At 69.6% G+C, this 12,686-nt stretch carries 11 protein-coding genes; all 11 read left to right on the top strand.

Going from position 1 to position 12,686, the window contains the following annotated elements; all coding sequences use genetic code 11:
* The first annotated feature begins 113 nt into the window (after window positions 1-113).
* A complete protein-coding gene (gene frr, locus ACFE7U_RS08235) occupies window positions 114-677 on the top strand; it encodes a ribosome recycling factor (protein WP_375409242.1) in 564 nt (187 codons plus the stop codon).
* A gap of 359 nt (window positions 678-1,036) precedes the next feature.
* Window positions 1,037-1,819 carry an isoprenyl transferase gene (locus tag ACFE7U_RS08230; protein WP_375409267.1) on the top strand — a complete coding sequence of 261 codons (783 nt, stop codon included), beginning with the start codon at window positions 1,037-1,039 and terminating at the stop codon, window positions 1,817-1,819.
* A complete protein-coding gene (locus tag ACFE7U_RS08225; protein WP_375409241.1) occupies window positions 1,819-2,685 on the top strand; it encodes a phosphatidate cytidylyltransferase in 867 nt (288 codons plus the stop codon). Before ACFE7U_RS08230 ends, ACFE7U_RS08225 begins: the two co-directional genes overlap by 1 nt.
* Before the next feature lie 12 nt (window positions 2,686-2,697).
* Window positions 2,698-3,876 (top strand): 1-deoxy-D-xylulose-5-phosphate reductoisomerase, encoded by a 1,179-nt coding sequence (dxr, locus tag ACFE7U_RS08220; RefSeq protein ID WP_375409240.1) that lies wholly within the window; start codon window positions 2,698-2,700, stop codon window positions 3,874-3,876.
* A 123-nt stretch (window positions 3,877-3,999) separates the two neighbouring features.
* Window positions 4,000-5,157: an RIP metalloprotease RseP gene (gene rseP, locus ACFE7U_RS08215; RefSeq protein ID WP_375409239.1), complete on the top strand. Its 1,158-nt coding sequence runs from the start codon at window positions 4,000-4,002 to the stop codon at window positions 5,155-5,157.
* A gap of 309 nt (window positions 5,158-5,466) precedes the next feature.
* Window positions 5,467-8,040 (top strand): outer membrane protein assembly factor BamA, encoded by a 2,574-nt coding sequence (bamA, locus tag ACFE7U_RS08210; protein WP_375409238.1) that lies wholly within the window; start codon window positions 5,467-5,469, stop codon window positions 8,038-8,040.
* 42 nt (window positions 8,041-8,082) lie between these two features.
* Complete coding sequence (gene lpxD / locus ACFE7U_RS08205; protein ID WP_375409266.1) at window positions 8,083-9,168, top strand: UDP-3-O-(3-hydroxymyristoyl)glucosamine N-acyltransferase; 1,086 nt, start codon at window positions 8,083-8,085, stop codon at window positions 9,166-9,168.
* Between the two features lie 158 nt (window positions 9,169-9,326).
* A complete protein-coding gene (fabZ, locus tag ACFE7U_RS08200; protein WP_375409265.1) occupies window positions 9,327-9,809 on the top strand; it encodes a 3-hydroxyacyl-ACP dehydratase FabZ in 483 nt (160 codons plus the stop codon).
* Complete coding sequence (gene lpxA, locus ACFE7U_RS08195) at window positions 9,806-10,612, top strand: acyl-ACP--UDP-N-acetylglucosamine O-acyltransferase (RefSeq protein WP_375409237.1); 807 nt, start codon at window positions 9,806-9,808, stop codon at window positions 10,610-10,612. The genes fabZ and lpxA overlap by 4 nt, the downstream gene beginning before the upstream one ends.
* Before the next feature lie 43 nt (window positions 10,613-10,655).
* Window positions 10,656-11,537: an LpxI family protein gene (locus ACFE7U_RS08190; RefSeq protein ID WP_375409236.1), complete on the top strand. Its 882-nt coding sequence runs from the start codon at window positions 10,656-10,658 to the stop codon at window positions 11,535-11,537.
* Window positions 11,534-12,686 (top strand): lipid-A-disaccharide synthase (gene lpxB, locus ACFE7U_RS08185; protein ID WP_375409235.1); only part of this gene is annotated, 1,153 nt, incomplete at its 3' end. The genes ACFE7U_RS08190 and lpxB, both read left to right, overlap by 4 nt.

Genomic DNA, 12,686 nt, shown 5'->3' with positions numbered 1-12,686 from the left:
AGGGCGCGATGGCGCGAAGGTCATTTGCGAGAGCCATGTTTTTCGTTCATTGAAGCCCACGAACCGGCCCAGCGGCCTGGCTTTTCTCCCTGTTCGCGTCGGGACCCGCACGCATGGCACTTCCAGACTTCGACCTGAACGACATCAAGCGCCGCATGCAGGGGGCCGTCGCCTCCCTGAAGGGCGATCTCGGCTCGCTCCGCACCGGCCGGGCCACCCCCAGCATCCTCGATCCGATCACGGTCGACGCCTATGGCGCGGCGATGCCGATGGCGCAGGTCGCCACCGTGAGCGTGCCCGAACCGCGCCTCCTCTCGATCTCGGTCTGGGATCGCGGCATGGTCAGCGCCGTCGAGAAGGCGATCCGCGAATCCGATCTCGGCCTCAATCCGCAGACCGAAGGGCAGACGATCCGCCTGCGCATCCCGGAAATGAACGAGCAGCGCCGCAAGGAGATGGTGAAGGTCGCGCATAAATACGCCGAGGAGAGCCGCGTTGCGGTCCGCCACGTGCGTCGCGACGGCCTCGACCATCTCAAGAAGCTCGAGAAGGACGGGGCCATCAGTGAGGACGACGAGACGCGTCAGGCGGCCGAGGTCCAGAAGGCCACGGACCAGCACATCACCGAGATCGATGGCGTCCTCGCAAGCAAGGAAAAGGAGATCATGCAGGTCTAGGGGCGATGTTGCGTCCGGGACGGCGCCGAGCGACCGGCATGGGGCTTGTGGTACGCTGTGGCGGCAGGCTCCAGGCTAAGGAGTTGTTGCGATGAGCCGCGGTTCCCCTGAGCATCGTTCCGCAGCGTGTCTCAGGGTTCGCCGCACAGGACGATGCATCATCAAAAACCCATAAGCATGGGTTCTTGTGCAAGGCCACGAAACCTGGCCGAACGATCGACCGGGTCAGTGGACGAGGAGGAGACGCGGTGGATCGCCTCACGAACGCGCGTCAGATCAGGGCAGCGATGACGTCCGACGTCGAGATGATGGCGCCCGCCGCGACGGGACAGGGTCAGTTGCGAAGCGAGGCCCCGTCCCTGGCCTCCCGCGAGGGCGCGCCGCCGTCCTTCACCGCGTCCGAGGCGACGGCGTCCTCCCTCGACCGCCAGGCGGCACCCGCCCATGTGGCGATCATCATGGACGGCAACGGTCGCTGGGCGGCCCGGCGCGGCCTGCCGCGGGTGGAGGGTCATCGCCGGGGCGTCGAGGCGGTGCGCCGCGCCGTCCGATCGGCGATCGAGCTCGGGGTCACCTACCTGACGATCTACGGCTTCTCCTCCGAGAACTGGCGCCGTCCGCCGGCCGAGGTCGCCGACCTGATGGGCCTGCTCAAGCTGTTCGTGCGCCGCGACCTCACCGACCTGCATGCCCACGGCGTGCGTGTCAGGATCATCGGAGACCGCGAGGGTCTGAGCCCGGACATCGCCGGCCTACTCGAGGAGGCCGAAGAGCGGACCCGCCTGAATACCGGGCTGACCCTGGTGGTCGCCTTCAACTACGGCGGTCGCCAGGAGATCCTGCGCGCCATGCGCCAACTCGCCGAGGCGGTCGCGGACGGGCGGATGCGCCCAGGCGAGATCGGCATGGAGACGGTGGCCGCGGCCCTCGACACCACCGGCATCCCGGATCCGGATCTCGTCATCCGCACCTCCGGGGAGCACCGCCTGTCGAATTTCCTCACCTGGCAGACGGCCTATGCCGAGTACGTCATGGTGCCCGAGTTCTGGCCGGATTTCGACCACGACGTCTTCCGCGCGGCCATCGACGAGTACCATCGCCGGGATCGCCGCTTCGGTGGCCTGAGCGACAAGGCCGGTTGATGCAGCCCGACGGCGGGTCCCCGCCGGTGCGGAGGCGCGACCGCCTCGGCGGCAGCGAGTTCCGGCTCAGGGCGATCTCCGGGGTGGTCATGGCCGTCGCCGTGGTGTCGGCCCTGGCGGTCGGCGGATGGCCCTTCGCCTTGATCTGGCTCGCGGCCGCGATCGTCGGTGCGGCGGAATGGATCGCGATGACGCGGCTGTCCCCGGCCCGGCCCCTCGTGGTCACGACCGTGGCCGCGCTCGCCGGCCTCGTGCTCTGTGCCCGGCTCGACGCGCCCCCGGCGGTGCTGGGGGGATTGCTGGCGATCGCCGGCCTCGTCCTCGCAAGCCTCACCCGGGGCCTGGCGTCGCGACTGCACGCCGTCGTCGGCCTCCTCGGCGGGGCGGTGATCGCGCTGGTACCCGCGTCCCTGCGCGACGATCCCGCCATCGGCATCATCGGACCCGCCTGGATGTTCGCGGTGGTGTGGTCCACCGACGTCGTCGCCTACATCACCGGCCGGACGCTCGGCGGCCCCAAGCTGATGCCGCGGGTGAGCCCGAACAAGACCTGGTCCGGGGCGCTCGGCGGTCTGGCCGCGGGCACCCTGGCGGGCGCCGCCCTCGTCATGATCGCCCGGTCCCAGGGCTGGAGCACGCTCGCGGCGACGCCGCTCGCCGTGGTGGCGTTGGCGAGCGCCACGGCCTCCGTCTGCAGCCAGAGCGGCGATCTCGCCGAATCCGCCCTCAAGCGGCATTGGGGCGTCAAGGATTCGGGGCGGTCCATCCCCGGTCACGGCGGCGTCATGGATCGCCTCGACGGCTTCTTCGCCGTCGCGCTTCTCACCGGTCTCTATCTCGCCGCGCGCCGCTTCTCGGCAGCCTGAAGGAATGTCTCGTTGAGCCTCACCGTCACCGTCCTCGGCGCCACCGGCTCGATCGGCCGCTCCACCGTTGACCTCCTGCAGCAGCATCCCGGCCGCTTCCGGGTCGGTGCCCTGGTCGGCGGCCGCGATGCGGCGGCCTTGGCGGCCCTCGCCGGCGACCTCCGGCCCGACTTCGTGGCCCTCGCCGACGAGTCCGCAGGCCCGGCCCTGCGCGAGGCGCTGTCGGGCACGGGCATCGCCAATGGTGCGGGCGAGGCGGCCGTAATGGAGGCGGTGGCGCGCGAGGCCGACATCGTCGTCGCCGCCGTGAGCGGCGCAGCCGGCCTGCGTCCGACCCATGCCGCGCTGCGCCTCGGCCGCACCGTGGCCCTCGCCAACAAGGAAAGCCTGGTCTGCGCCGGCGACGCCTTCATGCGCGACGCCGCCCGCTACGGCGCGAGGCTGCTGCCGGTGGATTCCGAGCACAACGCGCTGGCCCAGGCGCTGGGCGACGGCCGCGTCGCGGATGTGGCCAAGATGACCATCACCGCCTCCGGAGGCCCGTTCCGGACCTGGGATGCGGCCCGTATCGCCGCCGCCACGCCGACGGAGGCCGCCGCCCACCCGACCTGGTCGATGGGCATGAAGATCAACATCGATTCCGCCTCCCTGATGAACAAGGGCTTGGAGTTGATCGAGGCGCACCATCTCTTCTCCATCGAGCCCGAGCGCCTCGACGTGGTCGTGCATCCGCAATCCATCGTCCACGGCCTCGTCCATTGGCGCGACGGGGCGGTGACGGCGGGTCTCGCCATGCCGGACATGCGAGTGCCGATCGCCCATTGCCTCGGGCTCGGCGACCGCCTGACGATCGAGCGCGGACGCGGTCTCGATCTCGTGGCGGCGGGCAGCCTCACCTTCGAGGCCGCCGACGAGGCCCGGTTCCCGTGCCTGCGCATCGCGCGGGCGGCGCTTCGCGACGGCGGTGCGATGCCCACCGTCATGAACGCCGCCAACGAGATCGCGGTGTCCGCCTTCATCCGCGGCGCGATCCCGTTCTACGGCATCGCCGACCTCGTCGAGCGCGCCTGCGCACATTTCGCCGCGGAGTACCGCACGGCGCCCGCCGACGTCGACGAGGCCCTCGCCATCGACGCGCATGTGCGCGACTGGAGCGCGGCGGCCCTGCCGGAACCGCGCAGGGCCGGGTGATCGGACCGGTCACCATGATGCGACAAGGGCGACCGGCCGCTTGGGTTTGCGTTGGCGGCCTGGCCGTCCGATCTGTTACAAGGTGAGGGGAACGGCTGAGCGCCCGGCCGAGAGGACAGAGATATGGACTTCCTGACCGCCATGGGCGGGACCGCCACCGGGTTCTTCGGCGCCGTCATCCCTTTCCTCATCGTCCTTACCATCGTGGTCTTCGTCCACGAGATGGGTCACTTCCTGGTCGGCCGCTGGTGCGGCGTCGGCGTCCATGCCTTCTCGATCGGGTTCGGGCCGGAACTCGTCGGCTTCAACGACCGGCACGGCACGCGCTGGAAGCTCTGCGCGATCCCGCTCGGCGGCTACGTCAAGTTCCACGGCGACGCCAATGGCGCCAGCATGCCGGATGCGCAGACGGTGGCGCGAATGAGCCCGCAGGAGCGTGAGACGAGCTTTCCCACGCAGCCGGTGGCCAAGCGCGCCGCCATCGTGGCGGCCGGGCCGGTCGCCAACTTCATCCTCGCGATCCTCGTCTTCGCCGGCGCGATCTATTTCGGTGGGCGCTACGAGACCCCGGCCCGGGTCGATTCCGTCGTCGCCGGCAGCGCGGCGGAGCGCGCCGGGTTCCAGCCCGGCGACGTCATCCGCTCCATCGACGGCTCCCCGGTGGGCAGCTTCACCGACATGCAGCGGACCGTCACGGGGAGCGCGGGCACCGCCCTCAAGGTTCTCGTCGAGCGGGCGGGCGAGCCCAGGGAACTCACCGCGATCCCGGAAGTGGTCGAGGAGCGCACGCCCTTCGGCCAGCACCGCTTCGGCCGCCTCGGCCTGAAGGGACCCAACGGCACCGAGGCAAAGCTCGTCCAGTACGGGGCCCTGCAATCGCTCCGGCTCGGCGTCTACGAGACCTATTTCGTCGTCGACCGCACGATGAGCTATCTCGGCAAGCTCGTCACCGGCCGTGAATCCCCCGACCAGCTCTCCGGGCCGATCGGCATCGCCCGCGTCTCCGGTGAGGTCGCCAAGGTCGGCGGGGTCGGCGGCCTGATCAGCCTCATCGCGCTGCTCTCGGTCTCGATCGGCCTCCTCAACCTGTTCCCGGTGCCGATGCTCGATGGTGGGCACCTGATGTTCTACGCCTTCGAGGCCCTGCGCGGCCGGCCGTTGAGCGAGAAGGCCCAGGAGATCGGCTTCCGGATCGGCCTCGCCCTCGTGCTCATGCTGATGCTGTTCGCCGGCTGGAACGACATCCTCAATCTCGCCGCCTCGTGGAGCCGCGCGACCTGAGTCGGATCGACGACCCGGCCGTTCCGTCACCAGGACGTGCCGTTTCGCACTGCCCGCCATTCCCCTGTTCGAGGGGGAGGAGGGCGTGTTTACGTTGCGTACACCCTGATCGCGGGTCGTGCGGAACCGTTAAGTGACCGGAAGGCCACGTCCCCCCAAAATCCCCCTACGCCGGCAGACCCGAGCGTTTGCTTCGCCTTGGAAACTGGGTAGAAGCTGGACCAGAGACCAGACGTCGGGACGGCCGGTAAACGGTCGCTCGTCTGCGGGTGAGAACCCGTGCTGACAATAAAAGAGACGGGCTTGTACATGATGTCGATGACGACGAAGCGCCGGCGCAAGTCGGCCGAACAGGCCATCGTCCTTGTCGCAGCCGCGGCAGCCGGGCTGGTGCTGAGCGGTGCCGCGCAGGCACAGCAGATCGTCGTCCAGGGCAACCAGCGCGTCGATTCCGACACCATCCGGTCCTACGTGACCGGGGCCGCCTCGGGATCGCCCGAGGAAGCGCGCCGCAACCTGCTCGCCACGGGCTTGTTCTCCGACGTGAAGGTCTCGCGCAGCGGCGGCAGCACCGTCGTCAGCGTCCGCGAGAACAACGTCATCAACCGCGTCGTGTTCGAGGGCAACAAGAAGGTCGAGAAGGCCACCCTCGAGGGCCAGATCGAGGCCAAGGGCCGGAGCGCCTTCAGCAGGGCCGTCGTCGATGCCGACATGCAGCGCATCCGCGAGGTCTACCGCCGCGCCGGACGTGGCAGCGCCAAGGTCAGCTACCGCACCGTGGACCTGCCGAACGGCCGCATCGACGTGATCTACGTCATCGACGAGGGCGACAAGACCGGCATCAAGGCGATCAACTTCGTCGGCAATAACGTCTACTCGGAAGGCAAGCTCAAGGAGCTGATGTCCTCCTCCGAGATGAACTTCCTGAGCTTCATCAAGACGTCCGACGTCTACGATCCCGATCGGATCACCAACGACCTCGACGTCGTGCGCCGCTACTACCTCAAGAACGGCTATGCCGACTTCCGCATCGTCAATGCCGACGCCCGCTACGTCGAGGGCGAGGATGCGGGCTGGGCCATCACGGTCACGGTGGAGGAGGGTGCTCAGTACAGGGTCGGCGCCGTCGCGATCGATTCCCGTCTGCCCGGCGTCGATACCGGCGTGCTCGACACCGAGGTGCGCACCGCTGTCGGCGACGTCTACAACGCCGAGGACGTCGAGCGGACGCTGACCGGCGTGACCACCCAGGTCGCCCGCCAGGGTTATCCCTTTGCGCAAGTGCGCCCCACCGGGCAGCGCGACCGCGCCACCCAGACGGTCTCCCTCGGGTTCGTGGTCGAGGACGGCCCGCGCGTCTACGTCGAGCGCATCAACATCCGCGGCAACACCCGCACCCGCGACTACGTCATCCGCCGCGAGCTCGATATCACCGAGGGCGATGCCTATAACCGCGTCCTCACCGACCGCGCCGAGCGCCGGCTCAACGGTCTGGGCTTCTTCAAGAAGGTCCGCTTCTCCAACGAGCCGGGCACCTCGGCCGACCGCGTGATCATCAACATCGACGTCGAGGATCAGCCCACGGGATCGTTCTCGGTCGCGGGTGGCTACTCGACCCAGGACGGCATCATCGCCGAGGTCTCGGTCTCGGAGTCGAACTTCCTCGGCCGCGGCCAGTACGTCCGCGTCGCCGGCACCGCCGGCCAGTATTCGCGCGGCGTCGACTTCTCGTTCACGGAGCCGTACTTCCTCGGCTACCGCCTCGCCGCCGGCTTCGACGCGTTCTACAAGTACAGCGACCAGACCCGCTACTCGCGTTACGAGACCACCGTCTACGGCGGACAGCTCCGCGTCGGCCTTCCCATCACGGAAGAGTTCGGCGTGACCCTGCGCTACTCGCTCTACAACACCGAGCTGAAGGTCCCGAACACGATCAAGCGGCCGTATAACGACTGCTCCGTCGCGATCCCCGGATATACCGCGACCTATGGCGCCGGGACGAGCTTCAACGGTCGCGACATCAGCGGCCTGCCGGCCTACCCGAACTGCGCCTTCGATGGCGAGGCGTCGATAGCCCTCAAGGGCTCGCAGGGCAACACCCTCACCTCGCTTGCCGGCGTGACGCTCGCCTATTCGACCCTCGACAACCTGCAATTGCCGCGCAACGGCCTCTATGCCGAACTGAAGCCGGACGTCGCAGGCCTCGGCGGCGACTCGAAGTTCTTCCGTGCGACGGGCGATGCCCGCTACTACAAGGAACTCACCGAGGACGTGGTCGGCTTCGTTCGGTTCCAGGGCGGCCATATCACGGCGCTCAACGACGATCCGCTGCGCATCACCGATCAGTTCTTCCTCGGACCGTCGCTCGTCCGCGGCTTCGCCCCCAACGGCATCGGCCCGCGCGACGTCGGCATCGCCGACAGCCGCTCCAACGCCATCGGCGGCACCACCTATGTGGGCGGCACCGTCGAGGTTCAGTTCCCGATCCCCGGGATCCCGCGCGATCTCGGCCTGAAGGGCGCGCTCTTCGCCGATGCCGGTACGCTGTTCGGCTATAACGGCCGCACGCAGTTCAACGTGAACGGCGACGCGTTCATCAACGGAATCGCGCCGGGCGGGTTCTGCAACTATACGAGCACCGGGGTGGGTGCCATTCCGGTCGAGCCGGAATGCGTGAACGTCCGCGACAAGGCCGTGATCCGCTCCTCGATCGGCGCCTCGATCCTGTGGAACTCGCCGCTCGGACCGATCCGCTTCGACTACGCCTACGCCCTGTCGAAGGACGAAGGCCAGAAGGTGTTCGGTGCCGACGGCACGTTCTACGGTCGCGTCGGCAAGGATCAGCTCCAGGCCTTCCGCTTCTCGGGCGGCTCGCGCTTCTGATCGGTACGCTCCGCTCCCCCTCGGGAGCGGAGCACCCGCATGATGACTGATCCGGTATTCTTCAGGACCAGGACGACCCTGAGCCTCGGCGCCATCGCCGAGGCTTGTGGCGTTTCCGTACCCGCCGGCGCAGACCCCTCGGCCGTCTTCACCGGGGCGGCGCCCCTCGAGACGGCAGGCCCCGACGACGTCGCCTACATGGACAATGCCCGCTACGCGGACGCGCTCGGCGCGACCCGTGCCGGCCTCTGCCTCGTCTCCCGCCGCTTCTCAGCCCGTGTCCCGGGTTCCACCCTCGCCCTGGTGCTGCCTGATCCCTATCGGGCCTATTCGGGGATCCTCGCACGCCTGTATCCGGAGGCCATGCGGCCCGGCTCGCTGTTCGGTGCGTCGGGCCTGTCCCCGGGGGCGCACATCCACCCCGATGCCCGCCTCGAAGACGGCGTCCGCGTCGATCCCGGCGCCGTGATCGGCCCCGGGGCGGAGGTCGGCTCTGGCACCGTGATCGGTCCCAACGCGGTGGTCGGTCCCGACGTGCGCGTCGGACGCGACTGCGCGATCGGTGCCGGCGCGACGCTGACCCACGCGCTTCTCGGCAACCGCGTCATCGTCCATCCGGGTGCTCGCCTCGGCCAGGATGGGTTCGGGTTCGCCATGGGTCCCGGCGGCCATCTCAAGGTGCCGCAGATCGGCCGCGTCATCGTCCAGGACGACGTCGAGATCGGCGCCAACACCACGATCGACCGCGGAGCCAGCCGCGATACGGTGATCGGCGAGGGCACCAAGATCGATAACCTCGTCCAGATCGCCCACAACGTCGTGATCGGCCGCCACTGCATCATCGTCTCGGGCGTCGGCATCTCCGGCTCGACGACCCTAGAGGATTACGTGGTGCTCGGCGGACAGGTCGGCGTCGTCGGCCATATCCGCATCGGCATGGGCGCGCAGATCGCCGGCTCCTCCAACGTCAGCCGCAACGTGCCCCCCGGCAGCCGCTGGGGCGGTACGCCGGCCAAGCCCGTCCGCGCCTGGTTCCGGGAACTGACGACGCTGGCACGGCTGGCCGAGACCTCGGGACGGGACCCAGCCAAGCCCGCCGCGGACGAGCCCCCGACCGGGCGCGACTGATCGGATCCAGGCCGCGAGATCGCGCCCGTCCAGCGCGAAGGGCCTTGCAATGGCCCTGATTTGTTCAGAAGAGGGCCGGTCTTCCGTCGGTGACGGTGTGGGCGCGGGCGTTCGGGAGCGCCAGACGCACAGCGAGGGTGCTTGGATCGATGAACGAGATGCCGCGAGAGACCGGCGGAGATGAAGCCAGGGGTGAACTTGGCTCGGCCGATATCCAGAAGGTGCTGGAACTCCTGCCGCACCGCTACCCCTTCCTGATGATCGACCGCATCATCGAGATCGACGGCGACCGATCCTGCATCGGCATCAAGAACGTCACGATCAACGAGCCGCAATTCACCGGGCATTTCCCCGGCCTGCCGGTCTTTCCCGGCGTCCTCCTCATCGAGGGCATGGCCCAGACGGCCGGTGCGATCTGCTGCCAGCACATCATGACCGACGACGTCCGCGCCAAGCAGGTCTTCTTCATGACCATCGACAAGTGCAAGTTCCGCAAGCCCGTCGTGCCCGGCGACACGGTGCGCTACCACATGACCAAGATCAGCCAGCGCAAGACGATGTGGTGGTTCCGCGGCGAGGCACGGGTCGGCGACACCCTCGTCGCCCAGGCCGAGATCGGCGCCATGCTGGTGACAGAGTGAGCGCCGCGATCCATCCGAGCGCGATCGTCGAGGACGGGGCCGAGATCGCCGACGGCGTGCGGATCGGCCCCTTCTGCCATGTCGGGCGCCAGGTCAGCCTCGGGGAAGGCTGCGAGCTCGTGAGCCACGTGGTCGTGGCCGGCCAGACCCGGATCGGGCCGCGCACCAAGCTCTATCCCTTCGCCTCGATCGGGCATCCGCCGCAGGACCTGAAATATCGTGGCGAGGCCTCGACGCTGACGATCGGCGCCGATTGCATGATCCGCGAGGGCGTCACCATGAATCCCGGCACCGAGGGCGGCGGCCTGGAGACGGTGGTGGGCGACCGCTGCGCCTTCCTCGCCAACGCCCATGTCGGGCACGATTGCCGCGTCGGCGACGGCGTCATCTTCTCCAACAACGTCATGCTGGCGGGCCATTGCACGGTCGGCGACTACGCCATCCTGGGAGGAGGAGCCGCGGTGATCCAGTTCGCCCGCGTCGGTGCCCATGCCTTCGTCGGCGGCCTGTCGGGACTGGAGAACGACTGCATCCCCTACGGCATGGCGCTGGGGAACCGCGCCTACCTGTCGGGCCTCAACATCATCGGCCTGCAGCGCCGGGGTTTTGCCCGCGAGGACATCCACACCCTGCGCCGCGCCTACCGCCTGCTCTTCGCCCCCGAGGGTACCCTGATGGAGCGACTGGAGGACGTGGCGGCCGAGTTCGAGACCCAGCCGGCGGTCGCCGACATCATCGCCTTCGTCCGGGCCGGGGGGAAGCGCTCGCTGTGCACGCCGCGCGGGACGCCGGGAACGGCGTGACCACCTCTCGCCGACGCGCGAGGCCGGGCCTCGGGACGCGACCATGACCCTGTCCGCGTCGCTGGCGGCACCGGACCCGCTGCCCGACGGCCCCCTCGTCCTCATCGCCGGCGCCGGGCGGCTGCCCGAGCTCGTGGCGGCCTCCCTCGACAGGGCGGGACGGGCCTACCGCGTCCTCGCCATCCGGGGTTTCGCCGAGGCACCGATGCGCAGGCGAGCCGGCGCCAGCGCCGACCTCCTCGACATCGCTGGCATCCTGAAGATCCTCGATGCCTGGGGGCCGGTCAGCATCGTGCCGGCGGGCGGCGTCTCGCGGCCGAGCCCGGCCGCGATCCTCAATGCCGCCGCCGCCCTGCGCAACCGCGAAGTGCTGCGCGCCATGGCGAGCGGCGGCGACGATCGGCTCCTGCGCGGTGCCCTCTCGCTCCTCGAGGACAGGGGGCACCGGGTCGTGGGCGTCCACAGCGTGGCGCCGGATCTCCTGAGCCCGGAAGGGCAGCTCGGTCGCCATGCCCCCGATGGCGCCGCATCGCTCTCGGTCGCGACCGGCCGGGCGCTGCTCGGCGCCCTGTCGCCCTATGACGTTGGCCAAGCCGCCGTCGTCGCGGCCCTGCGCGCCGTGGCGGTGGAAGGCCCCGAGGGGACCGACCGCATGCTCGCCCGCGCCAGGGCACTCGGCAGGCGCCCCTTCGGGCTCGGCCGGGCGCAGGCCGGCACCGTCCTCGTCAAGCTCGCCAAGGAGGGGCAGGACCTGCGCGTCGACCTGCCGGCGATCGGTCCCCGCACGGTCCGCAAGGCCGCGGCGGCGGGCTGCGCCGGACTGGCGATCCAGGCCGGGTTGACCCTGATCATCGACCGCGAGGCGACGGTCGCGGCCGCCGACCGCGCCGGCCTTTTCGTCGTGGGCCTGAGGATCGGCGCATGAGTGCCGAGCCGCGCAAGATCTGGCTCGTGGCGGGCGAGGATTCGGGCGACCAGCTCGGCGCCAAGCTCATGCGCGGCCTGCGGGGCCTCTCCGAGCGGCCCATCGTCTTCGGCGGCGTCGGCGGCGAGGCCATGGCGGCGCAGGGATTCGCCTCGCTGTTTCCCATCGATGACGTCGCCGTCATGGGCTACCTGCCCGTCGCCGCACGCCTGCGCACGCTCCTGCGCCGCATCCGCCAGACCGTGCGCGACGTGGTCGAGGCCCGGCCGGACGTCCTCGTCATCATCGACAGCCCCGGCTTCACCCATGCGGTCGCCTCGCGGGTGCGCAAGCAGATGCCCGAGCTGCCGATCGTCGACTACGTCTCCCCGAGCGTCTGGGCATGGCGGCCCTGGCGGGCGGCCAGGATGCGTCCGTTCATCGACCACGTGCTGGCTTTGCTGCCGTTCGAGCCCGACGCCCACCGGCGCCTCGGCGGCCCGACCTGCACCTATGTCGGCCACCCGCTGATCGAACGCCTCTCGGAATTGCGGCCCGGCCCGAAGGAGGCGCTCGCCCGCGAGGCCTCGCCGCCGACCCTCGTCGTGCTGCCCGGTTCCCGCCGCTCCGAGATCGAGCGGCTGATGCCCGTCTTCGGGAAGACGCTGGCGAACCTCACGAAGCGCCTCGGCCCGATCGACGCGGTCCTGCCCGCCGTCTCGCGCCACCGCGCGCTGATCGAGCGGCTGGCGATCGCCTGGGACGCGCCCGTGCGCCTCGTCCACGGCGAAGCCGCCAAATACGCCACCTTCCGCCGGGCGCGAGCGGCGCTCGCCGCCTCGGGCACCGTCACCCTCGAACTCGCACTGGCCGGCGTGCCGATGGTGGTGGCCTACAAGGTCTCGCGGATGGAGGAACTGGTCGCCCGCCGCCTCATCCAGGTTCCGACCATCGTCCTGCCGAACCTGATCCTCGGTCAGAACGCGATGCCCGAATTCATTCAGGCCGAGTGCAACGCCACCCGCCTCTCCGATGCCGTGGCGCCGCTCATCGCGGGTGGCCCGGCTCGCGAGACGCAGGTCCTGGCCCTCGACCGCATCGACGACCTGATGCGGCTGCCCGATGGGGACGACCCGAGCCGCAGCGCGGCGCGGATCGTGTTGGGGACGA

The organism is uncultured Methylobacterium sp. (assembly GCF_964251405.1).
In the GTDB taxonomy this organism is placed as follows: domain Bacteria; phylum Pseudomonadota; class Alphaproteobacteria; order Rhizobiales; family Beijerinckiaceae; genus Methylobacterium.
This window is presented reverse-complemented; position numbering and strand designations above follow the sequence as displayed.

Coding starts and splice junctions, on each gene's coding strand:
- bamA (WP_375409238.1), top strand. CDS start 5,467: ATGATGTCGATGACGACGAAGCGCCGGCGCAAGTCGGCCGAACAGGCC.
- ACFE7U_RS08190 (WP_375409236.1), top strand. CDS start 10,656: ATGACCCTGTCCGCGTCGCTGGCGGCACCGGACCCGCTGCCCGACGGC.
- lpxD (WP_375409266.1), top strand. CDS start 8,083: ATGACTGATCCGGTATTCTTCAGGACCAGGACGACCCTGAGCCTCGGC.
- fabZ (WP_375409265.1), top strand. CDS start 9,327: ATGCCGCGAGAGACCGGCGGAGATGAAGCCAGGGGTGAACTTGGCTCG.
- frr (WP_375409242.1), top strand. CDS start 114: ATGGCACTTCCAGACTTCGACCTGAACGACATCAAGCGCCGCATGCAG.
- ACFE7U_RS08225 (WP_375409241.1), top strand. CDS start 1,819: ATGCAGCCCGACGGCGGGTCCCCGCCGGTGCGGAGGCGCGACCGCCTC.
- rseP (WP_375409239.1), top strand. CDS start 4,000: ATGGACTTCCTGACCGCCATGGGCGGGACCGCCACCGGGTTCTTCGGC.